Source organism: Salinibaculum sp. SYNS191 (assembly GCF_037338445.1).
Classification (GTDB): domain Archaea; phylum Halobacteriota; class Halobacteria; order Halobacteriales; family Haloarculaceae; genus Salinibaculum; species Salinibaculum marinum.
This window is the reverse complement of record NZ_CP147838.1, coordinates 2,817,966-2,838,361: the sequence shown is the minus strand read 5'-3', so window position 1 is coordinate 2,838,361 and position 20,396 is coordinate 2,817,966. Positions and strand designations below refer to the sequence as shown.

At 67.1% G+C, this 20,396-nt stretch carries 22 protein-coding genes and 1 tRNA gene; 9 read left to right on the top strand and 14 right to left on the bottom strand.

Features of this window, described 5'->3' with window-relative positions:
• Positions 1–46 precede the first annotated feature (46 nt).
• Positions 47–505: a nickel-responsive transcriptional regulator NikR gene (gene nikR, locus WDJ57_RS15035; protein WP_338901653.1), complete on the top strand. Its 459-nt coding sequence runs from the start codon at positions 47–49 to the stop codon at positions 503–505.
• A 1-nt stretch (position 506) separates the two neighbouring features.
• Here the strand turns inward: nikR and WDJ57_RS15030 are convergent, their stop codons facing one another.
• Positions 507–1,535 carry a phosphoribosylaminoimidazolesuccinocarboxamide synthase gene (locus WDJ57_RS15030; protein WP_338901652.1) on the bottom strand — a complete coding sequence of 343 codons (1,029 nt, stop codon included), beginning with the start codon at positions 1,533–1,535 and terminating at the stop codon, positions 507–509.
• Positions 1,536–1,581: 46 nt separating this feature from the next.
• Positions 1,582–1,983 (bottom strand): hypothetical protein, encoded by a 402-nt coding sequence (locus WDJ57_RS15025; protein WP_338901651.1) that lies wholly within the window; start codon positions 1,981–1,983, stop codon positions 1,582–1,584.
• A gap of 103 nt (positions 1,984–2,086) precedes the next feature.
• Between WDJ57_RS15025 and WDJ57_RS15020 the strand changes: the two genes are divergently transcribed.
• Positions 2,087–3,103 carry a sodium:calcium antiporter gene (locus tag WDJ57_RS15020; RefSeq protein ID WP_338901650.1) on the top strand — a complete coding sequence of 339 codons (1,017 nt, stop codon included), beginning with the start codon at positions 2,087–2,089 and terminating at the stop codon, positions 3,101–3,103.
• A 72-nt stretch (positions 3,104–3,175) separates the two neighbouring features.
• Positions 3,176–4,534: a 7,8-didemethyl-8-hydroxy-5-deazariboflavin synthase subunit CofH gene (gene cofH, locus WDJ57_RS15015; protein WP_338901649.1), complete on the top strand. Its 1,359-nt coding sequence runs from the start codon at positions 3,176–3,178 to the stop codon at positions 4,532–4,534.
• A gap of 235 nt (positions 4,535–4,769) precedes the next feature.
• Here cofH and WDJ57_RS15010 read toward each other — a convergent pair whose 3' ends face one another.
• Positions 4,770–6,152 (bottom strand): cytochrome P450, encoded by a 1,383-nt coding sequence (locus tag WDJ57_RS15010; protein ID WP_338901648.1) that lies wholly within the window; start codon positions 6,150–6,152, stop codon positions 4,770–4,772.
• 121 nt (positions 6,153–6,273) lie between these two features.
• Here WDJ57_RS15010 and WDJ57_RS15005 point away from each other — a divergent pair, with 121 nt between their 5' ends.
• Positions 6,274–6,933, top strand: a complete 660-nt coding sequence (locus tag WDJ57_RS15005; protein ID WP_338901647.1) for a helix-turn-helix domain-containing protein — start codon at positions 6,274–6,276, stop codon at positions 6,931–6,933.
• Here WDJ57_RS15005 and fer read toward each other — a convergent pair whose 3' ends face one another.
• From fer to WDJ57_RS14970, 7 genes are all read right to left on the bottom strand, one after another.
• Positions 6,934–7,614 carry a ferredoxin Fer gene (fer, locus tag WDJ57_RS15000; protein ID WP_338901645.1) on the bottom strand — a complete coding sequence of 227 codons (681 nt, stop codon included), beginning with the start codon at positions 7,612–7,614 and terminating at the stop codon, positions 6,934–6,936.
• A 63-nt stretch (positions 7,615–7,677) separates the two neighbouring features.
• A complete protein-coding gene (gene cofG / locus WDJ57_RS14995) occupies positions 7,678–8,838 on the bottom strand; it encodes a 7,8-didemethyl-8-hydroxy-5-deazariboflavin synthase subunit CofG (protein ID WP_338901644.1) in 1,161 nt (386 codons plus the stop codon).
• Between the two features lie 281 nt (positions 8,839–9,119).
• Positions 9,120–9,746: a 2-phospho-L-lactate guanylyltransferase gene (gene cofC, locus WDJ57_RS14990; protein WP_338901643.1), complete on the bottom strand. Its 627-nt coding sequence runs from the start codon at positions 9,744–9,746 to the stop codon at positions 9,120–9,122.
• 3 nt (positions 9,747–9,749) lie between these two features.
• A complete protein-coding gene (locus WDJ57_RS14985) occupies positions 9,750–10,505 on the bottom strand; it encodes a hypothetical protein (RefSeq protein WP_338901641.1) in 756 nt (251 codons plus the stop codon).
• Positions 10,483–11,658 (bottom strand): tubulin/FtsZ family protein, encoded by a 1,176-nt coding sequence (locus tag WDJ57_RS14980; protein WP_338901640.1) that lies wholly within the window; start codon positions 11,656–11,658, stop codon positions 10,483–10,485. The genes WDJ57_RS14985 and WDJ57_RS14980 overlap by 23 nt, the downstream gene beginning before the upstream one ends.
• 124 nt (positions 11,659–11,782) lie before the next feature.
• Entirely contained in the window at positions 11,783–13,105 is a 1,323-nt protein-coding gene (locus WDJ57_RS14975; RefSeq protein WP_338901639.1) for a glycosyltransferase family 87 protein, read from the bottom strand.
• Positions 13,106–13,161: 56 nt separating this feature from the next.
• Positions 13,162–14,067, bottom strand: coding sequence for a complex I NDUFA9 subunit family protein (locus WDJ57_RS14970; RefSeq protein ID WP_338901637.1), 906 nt, complete (start codon positions 14,065–14,067; stop codon positions 13,162–13,164).
• Between the two features lie 103 nt (positions 14,068–14,170).
• Here WDJ57_RS14970 and tmk point away from each other — a divergent pair, with 103 nt between their 5' ends.
• Complete coding sequence (tmk, locus tag WDJ57_RS14965; protein ID WP_338901636.1) at positions 14,171–14,758, top strand: dTMP kinase; 588 nt, start codon at positions 14,171–14,173, stop codon at positions 14,756–14,758.
• On the opposite strand, the gene WDJ57_RS14960 is transcribed toward tmk, so the two are convergent.
• Positions 14,755–15,096, bottom strand: coding sequence for a hypothetical protein (locus WDJ57_RS14960; RefSeq protein WP_338901635.1), 342 nt, complete (start codon positions 15,094–15,096; stop codon positions 14,755–14,757). The genes tmk and WDJ57_RS14960 overlap by 4 nt on opposite strands.
• A gap of 43 nt (positions 15,097–15,139) precedes the next feature.
• Entirely contained in the window at positions 15,140–15,370 is a 231-nt protein-coding gene (locus WDJ57_RS14955) for an Lrp/AsnC ligand binding domain-containing protein (protein ID WP_338901634.1), read from the bottom strand.
• A gap of 89 nt (positions 15,371–15,459) precedes the next feature.
• On the opposite strand from WDJ57_RS14955, the gene WDJ57_RS14950 reads away from it, so the two are divergent.
• Positions 15,460–16,143 carry a potassium channel family protein gene (locus tag WDJ57_RS14950; protein WP_338901633.1) on the top strand — a complete coding sequence of 228 codons (684 nt, stop codon included), beginning with the start codon at positions 15,460–15,462 and terminating at the stop codon, positions 16,141–16,143.
• 2 nt (positions 16,144–16,145) lie between these two features.
• Positions 16,146–16,376 (top strand): Lrp/AsnC family transcriptional regulator, encoded by a 231-nt coding sequence (locus WDJ57_RS14945; protein WP_338901632.1) that lies wholly within the window; start codon positions 16,146–16,148, stop codon positions 16,374–16,376.
• A gap of 137 nt (positions 16,377–16,513) precedes the next feature.
• Here the strand turns inward: WDJ57_RS14945 and WDJ57_RS14940 are convergent, their stop codons facing one another.
• Both WDJ57_RS14940 and WDJ57_RS14935 read right to left on the bottom strand, forming a co-directional pair.
• On the bottom strand, positions 16,514–17,023 hold the full coding sequence (locus WDJ57_RS14940) for a DUF5813 family protein (RefSeq protein WP_338901631.1): 510 nt from the start codon (positions 17,021–17,023) through the stop codon (positions 16,514–16,516).
• A 51-nt stretch (positions 17,024–17,074) separates the two neighbouring features.
• Positions 17,075–17,157, bottom strand: a tRNA-Leu gene (locus WDJ57_RS14935).
• A gap of 289 nt (positions 17,158–17,446) precedes the next feature.
• Between WDJ57_RS14935 and WDJ57_RS14930 the strand changes: the two genes are divergently transcribed.
• Together WDJ57_RS14930 and WDJ57_RS14925 are read left to right on the top strand one after the other, a co-directional pair.
• Positions 17,447–19,399 (top strand): ABC transporter substrate-binding protein, encoded by a 1,953-nt coding sequence (locus tag WDJ57_RS14930; protein WP_338901630.1) that lies wholly within the window; start codon positions 17,447–17,449, stop codon positions 19,397–19,399.
• 42 nt (positions 19,400–19,441) lie between these two features.
• Positions 19,442–20,395: an ABC transporter permease gene (locus WDJ57_RS14925; RefSeq protein ID WP_338901628.1), complete on the top strand. Its 954-nt coding sequence runs from the start codon at positions 19,442–19,444 to the stop codon at positions 20,393–20,395.
• The last annotated feature ends 1 nt before the right edge of the window (position 20,396 follow it).

Here is a 20,396-nt window from a genome sequence, read left to right as displayed (position 1 = left end):
ACTACCTCGGCGGGCATTACTTGACACCGCCCCTGCAAGGGCAGGTATGGCCGACGACCTCTCGCGTGTCAGCATGACGATTCCGTCGTCGCTACTGTCCGACCTCGACGACGTGGTCGCGGGGTGGGACTACGACAGCCGGTCGGAAGCGATGCGGGACGCGCTCAGGGAACTTGTCACCGAGTACCGCACCGAGACGTCGATGACGGGGACCCAGCGCGGCTCTATCGTCGTCCAGTACGACCACCACGACGGCGACGTGACCGAGACCATCACCGCCCTCCAGCACGAGTTCGCGGACACCATCATCGCCGTCCAGCACGTCCACCTGACACACGACCTCTGCATGGAGACGCTGGCCGTCGACGGCACCGGCGAGGAAATCAGCGACCTGTCGAACCGCTTGCGCGCGCTCAGCGGCGTCAAGCAGGTACAGGTGGCCGTGGTCGACGCCGCCGAAGAAGAGTTACCGGGTACCCACCGCGAGCACGACGACGCCGAGTAATCTACAGTGACTGCACGCGCTCGACGGCCGCCGCGAGCGTCGGTGCGTCGAAGACGCCACGTCCGAGGTAGGCGTTGGTCCCCGCGCAGTAGAGGTCGCGGGCGGCCTCGATGACACCGGCATCCAGCGGTTCCGGCGACCGGTCACACAGCGACTTCCAGTCGGCGACGCCCTCGGCAGTCGCGCGCTCTTTGGCCTCGCCGACAGCTTCGACCCATTCGGGCTGGGTCCGCTTGTGGTACTGGCGGATGACCTCCTTGGAGACCTGCTGGCCGTCGTAGGCGAAGCGGTTCTCGTCGAAGGTGCCCACCACGTCGGCGACGCGAATCTCGCCCTGGTAGTAGAGACACTCGATCTTGCCGTCCTGGTGGACCAGCCCCGCGTCGTCGGCCCGCTCGGTGACGAGGCGGTTCACCTCGCGGGCGACCGACTCCAGGGCCTCGACGTCCGCGACCCCGGCGATGGCGTCGGCTTCCGCGCGGGAGAGGTAGCGGTCCTGCTCCTCGTACTTCGTCGAGAACTCGACGACGGCGTCCGGCAGGTCGACGGCCTCGTCGGGCCAGGTCTCGAATTCGAGGCCGTGGTCGGCGGGGTCCGTCCGCTTGCGCAGCGAGGAGCCGACGCCGACGCGGTTCCGGAAGACGATTTCCAGCGGGACGAGGTAGTTCTCGCCCGCGTCGGCGTGGTAGGCGTCGTAGTCGTAGCTCCCGTCCGCGAAGGGCAGGTCGGGGACCTGCGTGAGGTCGATTGCCATCTCCGTCGGTGCCGCCCCGGCGTCGAGAGCGTCGTCCAGGGACTGTTCCTCGCCGTCGACCACGACGCCGCGGTAGTGCGTCGGGACGCCGGCGTCCTCCAGCAGTTCGAAGTTGAACGCGCCCATCGTGCACAGCGACGCCCCCTTGTCGGGAATCCGGTCGGGCATCTTCCCCCAGTCGAAGACGGAGTAGTCGTCCGTGAAGACGAACGCGCCGCGGCCGAGCGCGTCGGCGGTGGCGGGTTCGTCCACGCGGAAGTTCTTGACGCTGGTCATACTCCCGGTGTCGCATGTGGGAACAAGAAGGCTTCCGGTCTGGGGGCTAGCACTGCTGCATCGCCCTGACGTGGTCGATGACGAAGCTCCCGCCGTCGGTGACGAGGAACCGGACGCCGACGCAGGTCTCGTCGCCGTCGACGTGGTCGCTGGCGATCAGTTCCCGCCGCTCGTCACCGATGGTCGCGCGAACGACGTAGTCGCCCTCGCCGGTCACCGGCCGGTCGAAGACGCGTTTCGACGACTGCGGACCGGTGCCGAGACGGACGCGCTCTTCGAAGACGGTCTCCTCGCCGTCCAGAACCGTCACCGTCGCGTCGTGCGCCCGGTCGGTATCGTTGCGCAGGTCCACCCAGGCGAGGCGTGCCTGTGGTTCGTCCCGTCCGAGACAGCCACCGCCCCAGACCAGTGCCGCAGGGAGCGACGAGAGGAGGGTCCGTCGGTTCACACCGCGTCATAGCGCAGGCTGAAAAAAGATGCTTGGGGTGGGTCAGAGACCCGTTCCAGTGACAAGCAGTAGGCACTTGAGAACGGCACGACACCCACCGGTAATGAGCGTCAGCTACCCGGTGGCGGTTCTCGTCGTCGTCGCCGCGACGGTCGCCATCTGGAAGGGCAGCGACTGGCTGGAGGGCGCGAGCGACCGTCTCGCGACGTACTACGGCCTGCCGCAGGTGGTCCAGGGCGCTGTCGTCTCCGCCGTCGGGTCGAGTTTCCCGGAACTGGCCAGCGTCGTCTTCGCGGGGCTCGCCGGGTCGCTGGAACTCGGCGTCGGTGCCATCGTCGGCTCTGCCATCTTCAACGTCCTCGTCATCCCGGCGACCGCGGGCGTCGCCACCGAGGGCGACATCGAGGCCAGCCGCGCGCTCGTCTACAAGGAGGCGCAGTTCTACATGCTCGCCGTCTCCGTGTTGCTCATCACCTTCGCCTTCGCGGTCATCTACTACCCCGTCGAGGGCCAGACGCTCCACGGCGAGGTGACGCGGCCGCTCGCGCTCATCCCGCTTGCCCTGTACGGCCTCTACATCTTCATCCAGGCCCAGGACACCGCCGACCACGAGAGCGAGGCCGACGCGAGCGGCATCGACCCGCGCCGGCAGTGGACCGTTCTCGCCGCCGGGCTGGTCGTCATCCTCGTCGCCGTCGAGCAACTCGTCGGCCAGGTCGAGGCCGTGGGACTGGCACTCGGCGTCCCGCAGTTCCTGCTGGGCGTTACGATCATCGCGGCGGCGACGAGCCTGCCGGACACGCTGGTGAGCGTCCGGGCCGCGAAAGACGACCGCGGCGTCGCCTCGCTGGCGAACGTCCTCGGGTCGAACACCTTCGACCTGCTCGTCGCTATCCCCGTCGGCGTCATGCTCGTCGGGCGCACCGGCATCGACTTCGCCATGGCCGTCCCGATGTTCGCCGCGCTGACCGCCGCGACCGTCCTGCTTTTCACCGTGTTGCGGACCGAGATGACGCTCTCGCGCCTAGAGTCGTACCTCCTTCTGTGTGCATACGCAGTCTTCGTCGCCTGGGTGCTGGCGGAGGTCAGCGGCCTCGTGACCGGCATTCTCCCGGGCTAGGTGACAACCGAAAGACCGGCAATCCAGACGCTAGACGCCACCTTTTAGCACACAGAGTGGGTGGAGAGAACAATGGCAGGCGTCTCCGAGTCGGGTACCAACGTCCCACGCAGCGACTTCGACTTTCTCCATCAGCCGGAGACCGACCAGTCCTTCGCGAACGCCCTCGAGAAGGCCCGCGACGGTACCCGCCTCTCGGTCGCCGACGGCATCGAACTCCTGACCACCGGCACCGACACCGACGGCATCGACCTCGACCGCAAGGAACTCGTGCTCGAAGCCGCCGACCGCCGCCGCGCCGAGGTCGTCGGCGAGGAGGTCACCATCGTCGCCAACCTCAACAACAACGTCACCACCGCCTGCAACACCGGCTGTCTGTTCTGCAACTTCAAGGACCGCTCCGAACAGTTCCTCGCCGAGAACGACGGCGACCACGGCGGCTTCACCAAGACCCCCGAGGAATCCCGACGGGTCGTCGCCGACGCGCTGGAACTGGGCATCTACGAAGTCACCTCCGTCTCCGGACTGCACCCCGCGTTCGCGCTGGACGACGAACACCGCGAGATACTGGAGACGAGCGACCGCGGCGACCTGAATTACAAGTCCCCCGACCGCTACGACGTCGACCCCGGCACCTACGTCGAGCAGATGGAGGCGATGAGCGTCGGCGGCGTCCACCTCCACTCGATGACGCCCGAGGAGGCCTACCACGCCCGCCGGGGCACCGACTGGTCCTACCAGGAGGTCTACAGTCGCCTGAAGGCGGCCGGCCTCGACAGCGTCCCCGGCACGGCAGCCGAAATCCTCGTCGACGAGGTGCGCGACGTCATCTGTCCGGGCAAGATTCGCTCCGACGAGTGGGTCGAGGCCATGGAGGCCGCCGCGAGCGTCGGCCTGCCGATGACCGCGACCATCATGTACGGCCACGTCGAGAACGAGGCCCACCGCGTCGAGCACCTCCGCAAGATTCGGGACCTGCAGGACCGCACCGGCAACATCACCGAGTTCGTCCCGCTCTCCTTTATCCACCAGAACACACCGCTGCACGACCGCGGGATGGTCGACGGCGGCGCGACGACACACGAAGACGAACTCATGATAGCCGTCTCGCGGCTCTTTCTCGACAACGTCGACCACATCCAGTCCTCGTGGGTGAAATACGGGGACACGCAGGGGCTGAAGATGCTCACCTGCGGGGCCGACGACTTCATGGGGACCATCCTCTCCGAGGAGATTACCAAACGCGCCGGCGGCGACTTCGGCGAGTACCGCTCCTTCCAGGAGTACGTCGACATGATAACCGCCGTCGGGCGCGTCCCCGTCGAGCGCTCGACGGACTACGAGCAACGGCGGCGCATCGACGCCGACGACACGCCCGCCGGCCCGACGCTCGGCCCCCGCGCCGACGGGACGCCGCTGCTCGACCGATAACACGAGTCGGAACGCGAGACCGCGGACGAGCAACCGGGGACCCGCGCCGGCCGACCGGGTCGAAGCCGGCGGAGGGGTGTCCCCTCGCCCCGGGCAGCCGGGCCCCCGCGACGTCGAGTGGGTCGACAGTGGGGTCAGAGGCACTGGCCCGGGCAGCCGGGAGTTGACACGGAGCAGACATCTGTCTGCGGCCAGTCATCTCGGGGCCTTTTTATTTGTCGGGCGGGAGAGCCGGTCAGCGGGGTCGGGGGACCATCGTGACGTCACCGTCCGGCTGCAGCGTGACGGCAGCCGACACTCCAAGGTCGTCGTACTGCCGCTCCAGTTCCCACCGGCTGGCCAGCGTCGCCACGACCAGTTGCGCCTCGGTCATGGCGAAGCGGTGGCCGATGCAGTGGCGCGGGCCGCCGCCGAAGGGGAAGTAGGCGAAGTCCGGGCGGTCGGTCTCGGGACCCTCGCCGTCGAGCCACCGCTCCGGGCGGAACTGCTCGGGGTGGGCCCAGAAGCGGGCGTCGCGGTGCATCACCCACGTCGGCAGGACGAGCAGCGAGCCCTCGGGGACGGAATACCCCGCAATCTCGACGTCCTCGACGGGTTCGCGGCGAATCTCGTGGGCAGGCGGGTACAGCCGCATCGCCTCCTTGACGACGGCCTTCGTGTAGTCGAGTTCGAAGACGTCCTCGATAGTGGGGCGGCCGTCGAGCGTCGCGTCGAGTTCGGCGTGGAGGCGCTCGCGCGCCCCCGCGTTCCGGGAGAGGAGGTCCCAGAGGAAGGTCAGCGTCAGCGCGGTGGTCTCGTGGCCCGCGAAGAGGAAGGTCATCATCTCGTCGCGAATCTGCTCGTCGCTCATCTCGGTGTCGGCGTCGAGCAGCATCGAGAGCAGGTCGTCTCGGTCCGCGTCGCGGCCAGCCTGCTCGCGGGCGTCGCCCGCTCGCTCAGACCGAAGCGCGGTGCGCCTCGCGCGGCGCTGGTCGACGATGTCGTCAATCTGCTCGTGGAGGTGCTCGTGGGCGCGGTTGGCGCGGCGGAGGAAGGGCAGTGGCGTCCAGTCGGGGGCGAAGAAGGTGATGGGCTGGTAGGCGGGCCGCATCGGTTTCTGGAAGGCCTCGACGGCCTCGTAGATACCGCGTTCCTCGATGTCGATGTCCCGGCCGAACATCGCGTCGACCAGGATTTCCAGCGTCAGCCGGGTCATCTCCTCGCGGACCTCGATTTCCTCGCCGGCCCTCCAGCGCTCGGCCGCCTCCTCGCTGCGCGAGACCATGATGTCGGCGTACTCGCGGATGTGGTCCATGTAGAAGGCGGGCTGGATGGCCTCGCGCTGGCGCTCCCAGAGGTCGCCCTGGCTGGTGATGAGGCCGTCGCCGACGATTTCTTTCAGTTCGCTGTTCGAGTCGCTGTGTTTCGGGAATCGCTCGCTCTCGCTGACGAGGATGCGCTCTATCTCGTCGGGGTCGGTCACCATGTAGGTGTCCCACCCGAGCATCTCGAAGTTGGTGACGGGACCGTACTCGGCGGCGCAGCGCTCGCGGAAGCCGTTGGGGTCGCGCGCCCACTGGTGCGTGTTGCCGACCAGCGGCAGGCCGCGCGGTCCGGAGGGTGTCTGCTGTGTTGCCATAGCTGGGACTCCGACAGGCGGGTCTTCGTGCCGGACCACCGAAGGCTCGCTGCGCCGCATCCGCGGCCCCTTTTTGTCGCGGTGCGTTACACACTTGGCCCGGGCGGGCGCAAAGTCGGGCATGCGCTACGTCACGCTCCGCGTGAGTCCCAGGAAGGGGGCGGGCTTTCACCCGCTGGGCGAGGCGCTCGCCAGCGACCCGGCCGTCGAGCGGGGGAGCATCTACCGGGTGGAGCGACTGGACGACGGCAGCGGCCTCCTGCTCGCCGAGGCCCGCGGCGACGTCGACCGCTACCGCCAGATTCTGTCGGAGTCCGAGTTCGTCTACGACTTCAGCATCGTCGAGGACGACGGCTGGTGGTACTCCTACACCCACTTCGAGCCCAACGACGTCAACCGGGAGATGCTGGAACTGCAGTACGAGTCCCAGCTCGCCATGGAGACGCCGATCGAGGTCGAACCCGACGGCTCCTTCGTCCTGACGCTGGTCGGGCCGCTGGAGGCGTTCCGCGAGGCGACGCCGGGCGAGACCGAAGGGTACGAGGTCGAGGTGCTGGAGACCGGCGAGCACGCGCCGGAACTGGGCGACCTCTTTCTCTCGCTGACCGAGCGCCAGCGGGAGGTGCTGGAGACGGCCGTCGACCTCGGCTACTACGAGAACCCGCGGCGGGCGACCCACGAGGACGTCGCCGCCCGCGTGGACGCCTCGCCGAGCACCGTCGGGGAACACCTCCGCAAAATCGAGTCGCGAGTCTTCGACGAACTCGTCGCCGGCGAGTAGTCAGTCGCTGGCCTGGGCACCCTTGAACGGGCCGGGCGGGAGCCGGAGTTCGTCCAGTTCGGGCAGGTGCTTGACGTTGTAGACGACCTTCAACTCCTCCGAGGTCGGCGTCCCGACGCAGGACAGCCGGATGCCGCGGTCGAGCATCTCATCGGGGAGGATGTGGTTTTTCGGCATCGCCATCTCGCCCTCGCAGAGCGCGATAGCACAGTTCGCGCAGGCGGTGCTCCGACAGGAGTACGGCCAGGTGTTGCCCGCCTCCTCGGCAGCGTCCAGCAGGTACTCGTCGAACGAGCCGTGGAAGGTGCCGTAGTCGGCCGCGTCGAGGTTCTCCTCGGCGGCCTTCTCGAAGAGGTCGTCGTCGTCGAGACTCCAGCCGTGGTCCTCCAGCACCGCGTAGTTCAGGTACTCCACGGTCGGCCCCTCGAACGCGACGACCTCTTCCTCCTCGTCGTCGATGGCCGCGTCCTCCTCCTCGGCATCGACCTCCGCGACGGTCGGAATCTGGAGGTCGTGCTCGCCGGCCTGGATGGCTTCGTAGGCAGTCCGCACCCGCTGGAACGCGGCAGTCGACCCGCCCTGGTCGGGGTGGGTCTCCTTCACCCGCTCGCGGTACGCTCGCTTGACGACGTCGTCGTCGGCGTCCTCGGCGACACCGAGGACGTCGAACGGGGACTCCATACGCGGGCAAGGGAAATACACCCGATAAAGCTTCTCACAGCGGACGAGACGCGTTACCAGACCTCAAACTGGCGCGGTGCCGTCGACGACCGCACGGTAGCGTTCGCCGGCGGCGTCGTCGGCCGCGAGTGCCTCGGTGATGCGGTCCGACATCCACGCCTCGGCGGCCGCGCCGGCCGGCGGGTCCGCAGCCGTCCCGTCGAAGCCCGCGCTCCGCAGCGAGGGAGACAGGTAGCGCTCGTAGACCGGCAGGCGCTCGCGCAGTGGTACGTCGGCGTGGTCGGCGATGTCCCGAAGCGTCTCCAGGGCCGGCCAGGCGTAGTCGGGGTTGATGTGGTCGTCCGTCACCGGCGAGACGCCGCCGAGGTCGTCGATGCCGCAGTCGACCACCTCGCGGGCGGGCGCGAGGTTCGGCGGCACCTGGACCGATATCTCCTCGGGCAGGCCGGCGCGGGCCATCGCCACGGCGCGGCGCAGCGTCGCCACGTCCGGGGAGCCGTCTCGCCAGCGCTCGTTCTCGACGACCGGCTGGACGATTATCTCCTGGATGTGGCCGTACCGTTCGTGCAGTCCGCGGATGGCGAGGATGCTCTCGGCGCGGTCCCGCCAGTCCTCGCCGATGCCGACGAGGATGCCGGTCGTGAAGGGCACGCCCAGTTCGCCGGCGACACGCAGCGTGTTGAGCCGCTGGCCCGGGTTCTTCGCGCGCGGGCCGCCGTGGGCCTGCACCTCGGCGGTCGTCTCCAGCATCACGCCCATCGAGGCGTTGACGTCGGCGACGGCCGCCATCTGCTCGCGAGTCTGGTCGCCCGGGTTCGCGTGGGGCAGCAGGCCCTCCTCCAGGGCGATCTCGCAGCACTCCCGGAGGTAGGTGTGGATGGAGTCGTGGCCCCACTCGTCCAGCTGGTCGTGGATGGCCGTGTAGCGGTCGTCGGGGTCGTCGCCGAACGTAAAGAGCGCCTCCGTACAGCCCGCGTCCACACCGGTGCGAACGACCTCGCGCACCTCCTCGGGGGACATGAGCGTGGCCTCGCCGGGCGGGTCGTAGTACGTGCAGTACGTGCAGGTGTACCGGCAGGCCGTCGTCAGCGGCACGAAGACGTTCCGGCAGAAGGACAGTTCCGGGGCCGGGTCGACGTCGGCCGGCCGCACGTCGAGCAGGCGGTCGACGGCCTCCTCGTCGACGGTGAGGTCGATGTCGTACGCCTCGGTCCCGGGGAACACGTCACACTCTCGGAGGGCGACCTTCAAAGAGGTCACGCTATCCGGTGGCAAGGCTCGCCGGGCGCGGAAGATGGAGAAGTGGCGGTCCAGCCGTGTGTGGGGCCGGACCGCCGTGCCATGAGCGGTGTCCTGGCACGGTCTGGGTGCGCGGCGCGAGACACGTACCCGTTGCACGGGTCGGCCCGTGCGTACGACGATACACACCGTCACCCTAAAAAATGCTTGTTCGGTTCATCCGTCAGGTCACGCCAGACGCCGCGTTTTCGAGTGTTTCAGCCCCGCTACGCGCCGTTCTCGCCAGACCGCGAGACGGCGACGCGACCCTCGTCGACGGCCAGTTCGACCCCCGCCTCGCGGAGCGCGGCGGCGGTGTGACCGTCGGTGTGAATCAGCACCTCCGCGAGGTCGGCGGGGTCGTCGACGTCGACGGCCAGGCGGAAGGAGTCGACCGTCGCGACGTCGGCCCCGACGGCCGCCGCGGCCTCGCGGTGGTCCCGGTAGGAGACGCCGTGGTAGTCCACGCGGAAGTCGGGGTGGCGCGCGACGAGGGCGTTCGTGCCCCCGCCCAGACCGGGTGCGAGCACCACGTCGGCGTCGGGCGCGAACAGGCGGTCCAGCGCGGCCGGCGTCGCGAGCGCGAGGTCGGCCATCACGACGGCGGCGGGACCGTCGACCCCCGCCAGCGCGTCGTTGACCGCCTCGGTCAGCGGACTCGCGTCGACGGTCACCGGCACGTCGGCGTCGACGCTCTCGGTCGCGAGCACGACCGGGTCGTGGGACGTCTCTGCGAGTGCGTCGAGGACGTCCCGGCGCATGGCTCGGGCCACCGCGGCGCGCTCGTCGTCGTCGAGCACTGGCGCGAGGCGGGTCTTCGGGTCGCGAGCGTCGAACGGGACGAAAACGCGCATTCCCTACTGGAGCTTGTAGTCGCTGCCCTGCTGGGACTGGTAGTAGTAGTAGCCACCGCCGACGACCAGCAGCAGGACCACGACGGCACCGCCGATGAGGACGATGGGCAGGCCGCCCTGGCTCTGTTCGGCGGCGCTTTCGGCCTCCTCGGCCAGCGATTCCGCGTTGTCGAAGTTGCCGGCGTCGTAGGCGTTGATGGCGCGGTCGAGGTCGTCCTGTCCGGTGCCGCCCGCATCCTCGACGGCCGTTGCGGCCGCGTCGATGGCCGTGCGCGCGGAGTTACTCTCGTTCGTGTAGCGGTGCGAGCGCCACGTGCGGTCGACGGCGTTCCCGTTGGCCTGGGTCAGCGCCACCGCGGTGTAGTTCTCGGCCGAGCGGTTCTCGTAGTTGAACGTCGACAGCGTCGGGACGGTGCCGGTGACGGTCACGTTGACCGTCGTCGCACCCTCCTCGAAGTCCAGCGGCTGGCTGAACGTCTCGCCGCTCGTATCGGTACGCGTGACCAGCCGCCCCTGGTTCAGCACCTCGATGTTCCAGGTGGCGTCGTCGAGTTCCGTCTCCCCCGCCAGCGTCCACTGGTCGGGTGCGTCGGCGAACGGGTCCTCCAGCGTGACCTGCATCGAGACTTCCGTCCCGTTCTCCGCGGGTGCCGGGGCGTCCCCCGAGACGTTGACAGCCGCGGCTGTTCCGACCGCCACGAGCGAGATGGCGAGCAATACCCCCAGGAGCGCGCCCTTAGAAGAGTGGGTCCAGCTCATCTTCATCATCTTCCACCAACGCCTCTAAATTCTCTTCGCTCTCGCGCTGGAGTTCGTCCATGTTCTCCTGCGCCTCGATAGCCACTTGCTGGAGCTCCTTGATGCGGGGCACGTTGTGCACGCCCGAGAGGAGCACCGCCGCAGCGACGTTCGGCTCGCGGATGGGGTAGTCACCACCGCGGACCTCCATGCTGCCGGTCTGCTCTTCGAGCCACTTCCGGCCGCGCTCTATTCCCTTCCGGTTGAGATGCTCCGAGGGACCCGAGAGCACGAGCAGCGCGCGCTCGGCCCCGTCGATTTCACAGGGCAGCGTCAGCCGCCCGAGTGCGGCCTTGCGTACCAGCGACGTGATGCGGTTGGTGGTGTTGGCGCTGTCCATGCCGTCGTCGTCCTCGCCCTTGAACCGCGAGAGCAGGCCGCCGCCGGAGTCGCTCGTCTCGACGGACTCGGTGGCGTAGCCGACGGTGGAGACGCCCCCGCCCGCGAGCGTGTTGATAATCTCGGAGGAGTCGACGACGCTCTCGGCGACGTTGTCGCCCGCGCCGACCTCGCCGGCCCCGAAGAGCACGCCGAAGCGGCGGACGATCTCGTCGTTGATCTGTTCGTAGCCGCCCTCGACGGACTCGCCGGTCTTGCGCCAGGCGTCGTTGTCGAAGACGAGCAGGTTGTCCACCTCGCGGACGAAGGTCTGGAACGAGCGCGCGGCGTTGAGGGTGTAGATGCCACCCTCGTCGCCGCCGGGCAGGATGCCGAGGCCGTAGACGGGCTCGGTGTAGATGCGCTTGAGGTGTTTCGCCAGGACGGGTGAGCCACCGGAGCCGGTCCCCCCGCCGAGCCCCGCGACGATGAGGAACGCGTCGATTTCGTGGACGGGGATGTTGTCGATGGCCCCCTGAATCTCGTCGATGTCCTCCTCGGCGATTTCCGCGCCGAGTTCGTTGTCCGCGCCCACGCCGTGGCCCTTCACCCGGGCCTGGCCGATGAGCACGCGTTGCTCCTCCGGAATCCGTTCGAGTCCGAGCAAGTCGGCCTTCGCCGTGTTCACTGCAACCGCCGAGCGGACGATCCCACTGCCCGTCCGCTCGTCGTATTCCAGGAACTTGTCGACGATTTTCCCGCCGGCCTGCCCGAATCCTATCATCGCGAGTTTCATGGCTACTTCTTAAGCTTGACGTATAGCATCGTGTGCATAAGTGTTTTGCCCGGCTATCATTCCTCAAAATGATAACAAGGGTAAGACAAGCTTATGGGGTGTTTTCACAGCCAGAGAACACCGCTCAGTCCGACGAAATCCCGCCGCTCACCCGCTCGCGGACCGTCCGGAGGGAGGTCGGGGTTCGGGCACGCTCTGCAACCCGGTAGGCCGCGATACCGACGAGCAAAAACGTCGCCCACATGCCAGGCTGGAGATACGGCGCGAGATTTCTGGCAGTCTCGACGGAGATAGACCCCGGCGGATGCTTCAGCAGTTCGAGTGCGTACCGGTGGAAATGGACCAGTAGCACCGACAGGACCGGAATCCACGCGTGACCGTCCGGCCGGTCGAGTTCGTGGGCGAGCATGATGACCGCCGGCAGTACCATCACGACGAGGTCGTGGCTGTCGGCCTGGGGCGCAAAGAGCGGCACCACGGCGACGCCGAGTGCGAACGTCGTGTGCCGGGCCGCGGCCGAGTCGTCGTCCCGGGTCAGCAGCGCCAGCGCGATGACGCCGAGAATCCCGAGCACCTTGAGGTAGAGGCCGAGGCCGCCGAAGATGTGCAGCGGCCGGTACGCCGCCGAGGTGTCCCAGAGGTAGACCGCCTCCGTGTCGCCCCACCCCTTCCCCCACAGCAGGACGTCGAGGTACGTCAGGTGAGTCTCGACGCCGAAGACGGCCAGCGACGCCACCGCCAGCGCACCGGCGGTGGCTATCGCGCCGGCGAAGCGCTTGCGGTCCCGGAGCAGGTGTGCCCCGGAGGTGGCGAAAAAGAGCTTGAAGGAACTGCCGAGCGTCGTCAACGCGCCGCTCCCGTAGCGAAAGGCCGCCCGGGTCCGGCCGCCGAGTTCGCGGTCCGCGTACAGCGACTCGGCCGCTGCCCCGCGTTCCTGGGCGTAGAAGGCCAGCGCCAGCAGGCCGGTCAGAAAGGTCGCGGTCTGGGCCCACCGGAAGTTACGGATGACCGGCTGGAAGGCGAAGATGGCGACCAGCAGTCCGAGCCGTTCCCAGATGCGCAGCCGGTAGCCGAGCACGCGGGCGACTGCCTCCAGCCCGACCCACAGCAGGACGATAGAGGTCACGCCGAACAGTATCGCGCCGGTCTTGAACCCGAGCGTGCCGAAGGGGTAAAAGAGGAGGACGGTGACCGGCGGGTAGAGGTACTCGCCGTGGTAGCCGCCGTTCTCCTGTTCCATGTACAGCGGGCCGCCCTCGGTCCAGCGGGCGAGACCGCCGGTGTAGGCGCTGAAGTCGTTGAACGTGTAGGGGAGGCCGACGCCGGCCCGCTGGATGTACGACTCCACGACCAGCCAGCCGAGCAGGGTGACGACGGTCAGGGCGGCGAGGGCGACGAAGAGGGGGCGCTCGCGCCGCAGCGCCCAGAGACGGCGGGGAATCGACATATGCACCGGCAGGACCAATAGTCAAATAGCTCTGACGGAATCGTCCGCGACGGGTGTCAGGCGACGCCGAGGTAGTCCCCCAGCGTCCGCATGTCGTCGACCGAGACGCCGAAGGCCTCCACGTCGTTGCGGTCCGTCGTGTTGTCGAAGTTCAGCGAGCGGTACTGGTCGCCGCCCATCGGGAAGCCGGGAACCACGCCCAGCGTCTTCAGGCCGATGCCGGCCAGCCCCATCGGCAGGCCGACGATGCGGATGGACTTGCCCTCCGACTCGTAGACCATCTCGGTTATCTCCCGCAGTGTCAGCACCTCCGGACCGCCGATGCGGTAGGTCTCCCCGACGTGGGCGTCGTCCTCGACGGCGTCCGCGAGCATGGGCACCAGGTCCTCGACCCAGATGGGCTGGAACCGGGTCTTGGTGCCGCCGCCGGGGAGGGGATACAGCGGCAGCCCCGGCGCGAACATGCCCTTGAGCCGCTTGGTGAAGGAGACGAACTCGCCGCCCTCGCCGAAGACGACAGAGGGGCGGAAGATGACGGTGTCGAGGTCCGCGTCCTCGACGATTTCCTCCGCGCGGCCCTTCGAGCGGATGTAGTGGGTGGGGCCGTCGGGGTCGGCACCCAGGGCCGACATCTGGACGAACCGCTCGACGCCGTGTTCCTCGGCGGCGCGCACGCAGTTTTCCGTCCCGCCGCGGTGGACCTGGTCGTGCATCCGGTTGCCGCCTTTGGGCTCGAACAGCGGCGAGAGCGCGACCAGGTTCACCACCGCGTCCTGGCCCTCGAAAGCGTCGACCATGGAGTCGTAGGCCGTCACGTCGCCCATCGCCGTCTCGACGCCTTCGGGGAGGTTCGTCGGGTCGGGGTCGCGGGCCAGCGCGGTCACGTCGTGGCCGCGGTCTGTCAGTTCTGCACAGAGGTACTGTCCGATGAAACCGCTACCGCCGGTAACGAGTACGTCCATACTCTCCATTCTCCCGACATCAATGTAAAACCCGGCCGCAACCAGTTTGGTAGCAAGCGGCCGCAGACGGGGGCTTTACGTGCGGCCGTAGCGAGGTGCCGGTATGCTCGTCACGCTGGAGGGACTGGACGGCAGCGGCAAGAGCACCTGCGTCGAGGCGCTTCGCCGGAGCGACGCCGTCCCCGCGGACACGACGTTCACCCGGGAGCCGACCGGGTCGTGGTACGGCGACGCCGTCAGGCGCTCCATCGCGGACGACGACGCCGACCCGCTCGCGGAGCTGTTCCTCTACACCGCCGACCACGCCGACCACCTCGCCAGCGTCGTCCGGCCAGCCATCGACCGGGGCGAGGCCGTCGTCTCCGACCGCTACTCCGACTCGCGGTACGCCTACCAGGGCGCGACGCTGTCGGGCATCGTCCCCGACTCCGTCGAGTTCGTCCGCCGGGTTCACCAGCCCTGGACCCGGCCGCCGGACGCCACCATCTACCTCGACGTCGACCCGGAGACGGCCGCCGAGCGCAGCGGCGCGACGAACAAGTTCGAGACCGCCGAGTACCTCACGCGGGTCCGAGAGAACTACGAACGCCTCGTCGAGCGCGAACCGGAGCGGTTCGTCCGCATCGACGCCACTCGACCGGAAGCGGAAGTCGTCGCGGACGTCCGCGAGGCCGTGGCGACGCTGCTCTAGTTCCGCCGGACGCGCCCGCGGTCGCGCTGTTCGGGCAGGTCGACCTCCTCGGGGGAGGGCATCCAGACGTAGTCGAACGTCACGCCCAGCGACATCGGGACGACGATTGTGACCCCGAGGACGGCGACGGCGCTGCCGAGGTTCGGACCCAGGCCGAAGACGCCCGAGAAAACCATCGTCAGCGCCAGCAACACGACCGGGATGAGGAGGACGACGTAGGCGGCGCTGCCCCAGCGAGTGTTCAGTCGGACGCGGAAAAATCGCGTGGCGAGGGCGGCAACGGCGCTGTTCACGAACAGGATGAGCAGGAGACCGATGATGTCGACGACGCCGACCATAGGCTACGTTGGGGACGAGCGACCTTTGAGGTGTCGGACCGGGTTACTCCAGGCAGATGTACGTGCGCGTGTCGACCACGCCGTCGAGGTTGCGCGCCTCGGTGGCGACGCCGTGAATCACGTCGTAGACCTCCTCGCCGGTCGCCTCCGCGATGATGTCGTACTGGCCCGCGACGACGTGGGCCTCCTGTACCCCGTCAATGTCGGTGAGTGCCTCCTGCAGGTCCGCGGACTTGCCTGCACTCGTCTTCACCATGATGAACGCCCGAACCATCCGTACCACTGGTATGGTGTAGCATATGAAAAGCGTTACCCTGTCACACGTGGGCAAGTTTATTGATGACCGTCTCCGTAGAGAGTAGCATGCGATTCGTTATCATCGGTGCCGGTCGCGTCGGGTTGCGGACCGCCCGTGCACTCGCCGACTCCGGCCACGAGGTCGTCCTCATCGAGGGGGACCCGGACGCGGTCGAGCGCGCCCGCAACGAGGGGTTCGAAGTCATCGAAGGGGACGGCTCGCTGGAGGCGACCATCGAGAAGGCTGGCCTCGACGACGCCGACGCCGTCGGGGGGCTGACGGGCGACCTCAACGACAACTTCGCCGCCTGCATGGTCGGCAACAAGCACGGCTGCCGGACCGTCATGCGCATCGACGAGGACTACCGCGAAGACATCTACCGGAAGTACGCCGACGAAGTCGACGAGGTCGTCTACCCCGAACGGCTGGGCGCAATCGCCGCCAAGAACGCCATGCTCGGCGGGAACATCCGGGCCATCGCCGACGTCGCCCAGAACCTCCAGCTCGTCGAGTTCACCATCAGCGAGGCGTCACCGATGAAGGGCTACTCCATCAGCGAACTCGAACTGCCGGGGGAGACCCGGTTGCTCGCCTTCGGCAAGCGGGAGGGGGCGATTCGCCTCCCCACGGCGGACGACACGCTCGACCTCGGCGACCGGCTGATTATCCTCGCCGACTTCGACAAACTCGGCGACGTCCGGAGCATCGTGGTCGGCGACAGCGAGCGCGCGGTCGCGGGAGGTATCTGACCATGGTCAGAGCGTACATCATGATCAAGGCACTCACCGGCGAGGCGGACCGGCTGAAAGACGACGTCGCGGCAGTCGAGGGCGTCGAACGCGCCCACATCGTCGCGGGCGACGTCGACCTCATCGCCGTCGTCGACGTCGACTCCCCCGCGGCGGTCAAGGACGTCGCCGCGACCCACATCCAGGACATCAGCGGCGTCGAGAACACACAGACGTACATCGCGATGGACTAAGGGAACCCACTTTTTGCTGCGTCGGGTGTCGCATACGAGCCTTCGGCTCGTGGCGCACCACTCCTTGCAAAAACTTGGGGAAAAAGGCCGCTCGCGCTCGGTCGAGCGCTCGCGGCCACTAGAAATCCCGACTCGGCCTACAGCGGCGTCCCGCCGCCACCGCCACCCTCCTGGCTGGCGGTGTCGATGAGGTCCGAGACCGGCGACTCGTAGTCGTAGCCAGGGATGACGCCCTCGACGTAGGTCCCCTCCACGTACTCGACGAACGCCTTGGCGATGGCTGCGGCCTGGTCGGCGCTTCCCCACTCGAACCCGAACGTGACGTAGACGTCCTCGCCGTCCTGTTCGACGTCGAACGTCTCCAGTTCCACGTCAGCACGGGTGGTCTGCGGTGCGTCTTCGAGACGGCGCTGGAGCGTGTCGAACCAGCCCTCGGCGACTGCCTCGCCCACCTCGTCGGCCGTGACAGCGGCGAGCGTGGGAACCCGCACGGAAACGGTGTAGGCCGTCCGGTACTCCGGGCCCTCGACGGCGCTGACGCGCCCCTCGAAGGCTGTCGTCTCGACGGTGAAGGCGTTACCGTCGCGCCGGAAGGCGTCGTGGTACTCGAACGCCTGCCGGGCACTCTCTGGAAACTCCTCGGTCATCGCCACATCGTAGGACAGAGACCGTCAAAAGCCCGTCGCGTCTACCGGCAGTGAGGGGACGGGGGTTCGAACCCCGGAACTCCTACGAGACGGGTTCTTAAGACCCGCGCCGTTGACCACTTGGCTACCCCCTCTCGCACGGACCTACTGGCCGGCGCAGTTTACCATTTTCTAACCCGCGACGGGGGCGCGCGCGAGCGCAAGCGTCAAGATTAATTGTTATTCATCCCGATACAAAGGGGAAATCTGTACACCAGTGTATTGATTTTCCCATAGTCACACGGCTGTCGGGGGGTAACCCGACCGGAGAAGCCGGTCATTTCGGGTGAATTTTACAATCAGGCGGCATATTCCGGAGTAACAATCGAAAATTCTTTCAGAGTTCATGGGCAAGGCGGTGAGTGGATATACTGGTGTGAAAGCATGTCACAAAATAGTGAAAGCGACTCGTTCCTTGACGTATCACGACGGAAAGTTCTCGGCGGCGCAGCGGGGCTCACCGCCCTGAGCCTCTCGGGGTGTTCGGGGCTATTCGGCGACGGCGGCGACGGTGACGGTGGCACGGACCTGGACCCGGTTCGGGACCGGGTGACGGTCGACCCGGCCGACGTTCAGGAAGGCGGGACCCTGAAGTTCGGCCTCGGTGCCGGCATCGACTCGTTCGACCCGGCCTACAGTACCAGCGCCCCGGCCACGAACGCCTTCGGGCTCATCTACGAGACGATTATCAGGCAGGACGCCGCAGGAGAGGTGTATCCGTGGCTCGCCAAGAGCTGGAGCCGCGAGGAGGTCAACGACATCTCCCGTGACGCCTACAGCGATTACATGGTCGACGCGGAGACCACCGACAGCGGTGCCCTCACCGCCGACTCGCAGATTCTCATCCGCGACCAGGAGAACCAGCAGGTGCTGACGGTCAACGAGGCACCCGACGCCGTCGAAGACGGCACCTACGGGATGCGCTACCGGGCGGAACTCCAGGAGGGGGTCACCTTCCACAACGGCGAGGAGATGACCGCGGAGAACGTCATCGGCGGCTACCGCGTCTACGAGAACTCCGACAACGCGGCGCAGACGTTCGACTCGTTCCTCTACGCGGAGAAAATCGACGACTACACGGTCGACATCTACGCGCAGGTGCCCGACGCGGAGGCGGCGAGCCAGCTTCCGGTCGAGGTGTACCCGACCGAGCACATCGAGAACTACCCGGACACGCCGAAGGACCCGCGCCAGGACCTGACGCCCATCGGGACCGGCCCCATGAAGTTCGAGAGCTTCAGCACCCAGGAGTCGGTGAGCTACTCGAAGTTCGACAACTACTGGCTGGAGGACCTCGGTCTGGACGCCCTGGAGTGGTGGGACGGTCCGGAGGACTTCCCGGCCGGTCCCGTCGTCGACGCCGTCGAAATCCGCATCGTACAGGACGACGCCACCCGCGCGGCGGCACTGAACAACAACGAAATCGACATCACCTACGGTCTCGCCTCCGACACCTACAGCGACTACCGCGAGTCGGAGAACTACCGCCTCAGCGTCACCAACGCGGGCGCGTACAACTTCCTGCAGTTCCCGGTCACCGTCGAGCCCTGGGACAACGCGAAGCTCCGCCGCGGCATCAACCAGCTCATCCCGCGGGAAGCCATCGCGAACAACGTCTACAACGGCTACCGGAACCCGGCGTACACGCCGCTGCCGCGGATGGCCTCCAAATCGGGCACCGAGGACTACGAGGCGCTCCTGGACGAACTCAAGCCGAAGACCCAGCAGGACACCGAGGCAGCAGTGGAAATCATCCAGGAGGCCATCGACGAGAACGACATCGAGACGCCCATCGAGGCGACTATCGAGACCAACACGGCCGACGACCGCGTGCGCGAGGTCGAACTCATCTCCCAGGCGCTGAACCAGGCGGGCGACGGGAGCCTCTTCGAGACCAACGTCGAGACCTTCGAGTTCAACACGCTCATCCAGCGCATCTTCGGCCCGGACTACTACAAGCAGGGCAAGCTCACCTTCATCGGCCTCTCCGGGACGTTCAACCCCGGGAGCTTCTACGACGCGGTCAACAGCGTCGACAACTTCCGGCAGTGCTGTAACTTCCAGCGGGTCGATACGCCGGACCTCAACGAGATAGCCGACGACGCGCGCTTCTCGGTCGACGCCGTCGAGAGCGAGGACTACCGCGGCCAGCAGTACGACAAGGTGTGGGACGGACTCGTCAAGCAGTCACCGAACATCTACACTGTCTTCGGGACGAACGTGGCCTGTCTCACCACTGACTACAAGGGTCACAACACCTATACATTCTCGAGTTCCATCCTGCCGTACGGCCTCCACGCGCCGCAGGACGAGCAGGTCGCCTACCTCGACCGATAAGCCCAACACACAACTACCCCGCTTTCCGTACACACACACAAAATGGGTCTACGAAAATATATCGCAGTCCGTCTGATAGTGACGGTTCCGCTGATGTTCGCCGTCTCGGTATTCACGTTTGCACTCATCAAACTCACACCGGGCAACCCGATCAACCAGCTCGTCGCCCTGAATCCGGACATCTCGGCGGCGGAAATCGCCGAACTGGAGGAGCGCTACGGACTCGGCGGGTCCATCGTCGACCAGTACGTCATCTGGATTAGCGACCTTCTCCAGGGCGACTTCGGGACGGTCATCGGCGTCGACCAGGCAGTCCTGCCGTACATCATGGAGCGGCTGCCCGAGACGATAATGCTCGGCCTGTTCGGGTGGGCCATCGCGCTCATCATCGCCATCCCCACCGGGATCTACGCGGCCTACAAGAAGGACACGCTGGCCGACACCGCCAGCCGCGTGTTCGCGCTGTCGGGCATCTCGCTGCCGAACTTCTGGCTCGGCCTGATGCTCATCCTGGTGTTCGCGCTGTATCTCGACCTGTGGCCGGTGCTCGCACCCCAGAAGCCACTGCTCTCGCCCGAGATGCTGTGGTATCTCATCCTGCCGGGGGTGACGATAGGGACCGCAGCGTCCGCGAACCTCATGCGCGTCATGCGGTCGTCGATGGCAGAGGAGATGAACAAGGAGTACGTCACCGCCGCGCGGGCGAAGGGACTGCCCGAGCGGACGGTCGTGCTGAAACACGTCCTCCGGAACTCGCTCATCTCCGTGGTGACCCTCGCCGCCTTCCTGACCTCCAGCATCTTCGCGGGGTCGGTCGTCGTCGAGAGCGTCTTCGCCTGGCCGGGCCTCGGACGGGCGCTCGTCCAGGGCATCTCCGGGCGAGAGGTCGACCTCGTGCTCGCCATCACGCTCCTGACCGGCATCATCATCGTCCTGGCGAACCTGCTCGCCGACATCGTCTACGCGATACTCGACCCCAGAATCAGGTACGACTAAA

Excerpts from the sequence above, each read along its gene's own strand:
- nikR (WP_338901653.1), top strand. The coding sequence starts at position 47 with ATGGCCGACGACCTCTCGCGTGTCAGCATGACGATTCCGTCGTCGCTA.
- cofC (WP_338901643.1), bottom strand. The coding sequence starts at position 9,746 with ATGCGCGTTTTCGTCCCGTTCGACGCTCGCGACCCGAAGACCCGCCTC.
- WDJ57_RS14930 (WP_338901630.1), top strand. The coding sequence starts at position 17,447 with ATGTCACAAAATAGTGAAAGCGACTCGTTCCTTGACGTATCACGACGG.
- WDJ57_RS14985 (WP_338901641.1), bottom strand. The coding sequence starts at position 10,505 with ATGAGCTGGACCCACTCTTCTAAGGGCGCGCTCCTGGGGGTATTGCTC.
- WDJ57_RS14925 (WP_338901628.1), top strand. The coding sequence starts at position 19,442 with ATGGGTCTACGAAAATATATCGCAGTCCGTCTGATAGTGACGGTTCCG.
- WDJ57_RS14960 (WP_338901635.1), bottom strand. The coding sequence starts at position 15,096 with ATGGTCGGCGTCGTCGACATCATCGGTCTCCTGCTCATCCTGTTCGTG.
- tmk (WP_338901636.1), top strand. The coding sequence starts at position 14,171 with ATGCTCGTCACGCTGGAGGGACTGGACGGCAGCGGCAAGAGCACCTGC.
- WDJ57_RS14980 (WP_338901640.1), bottom strand. The coding sequence starts at position 11,658 with ATGAAACTCGCGATGATAGGATTCGGGCAGGCCGGCGGGAAAATCGTC.
- WDJ57_RS15020 (WP_338901650.1), top strand. The coding sequence starts at position 2,087 with ATGAGCGTCAGCTACCCGGTGGCGGTTCTCGTCGTCGTCGCCGCGACG.
- WDJ57_RS14975 (WP_338901639.1), bottom strand. The coding sequence starts at position 13,105 with ATGTCGATTCCCCGCCGTCTCTGGGCGCTGCGGCGCGAGCGCCCCCTC.
- cofH (WP_338901649.1), top strand. The coding sequence starts at position 3,176 with ATGGCAGGCGTCTCCGAGTCGGGTACCAACGTCCCACGCAGCGACTTC.
- WDJ57_RS14950 (WP_338901633.1), top strand. The coding sequence starts at position 15,460 with ATGCGATTCGTTATCATCGGTGCCGGTCGCGTCGGGTTGCGGACCGCC.
- WDJ57_RS14955 (WP_338901634.1), bottom strand. The coding sequence starts at position 15,370 with ATGGTTCGGGCGTTCATCATGGTGAAGACGAGTGCAGGCAAGTCCGCG.
- WDJ57_RS15030 (WP_338901652.1), bottom strand. The coding sequence starts at position 1,535 with ATGACCAGCGTCAAGAACTTCCGCGTGGACGAACCCGCCACCGCCGAC.
- WDJ57_RS15010 (WP_338901648.1), bottom strand. The coding sequence starts at position 6,152 with ATGGCAACACAGCAGACACCCTCCGGACCGCGCGGCCTGCCGCTGGTC.
- fer (WP_338901645.1), bottom strand. The coding sequence starts at position 7,614 with ATGGAGTCCCCGTTCGACGTCCTCGGTGTCGCCGAGGACGCCGACGAC.
- WDJ57_RS14970 (WP_338901637.1), bottom strand. The coding sequence starts at position 14,067 with ATGGACGTACTCGTTACCGGCGGTAGCGGTTTCATCGGACAGTACCTC.
- WDJ57_RS14940 (WP_338901631.1), bottom strand. The coding sequence starts at position 17,023 with ATGACCGAGGAGTTTCCAGAGAGTGCCCGGCAGGCGTTCGAGTACCAC.
- WDJ57_RS15005 (WP_338901647.1), top strand. The coding sequence starts at position 6,274 with ATGCGCTACGTCACGCTCCGCGTGAGTCCCAGGAAGGGGGCGGGCTTT.
- WDJ57_RS14945 (WP_338901632.1), top strand. The coding sequence starts at position 16,146 with ATGGTCAGAGCGTACATCATGATCAAGGCACTCACCGGCGAGGCGGAC.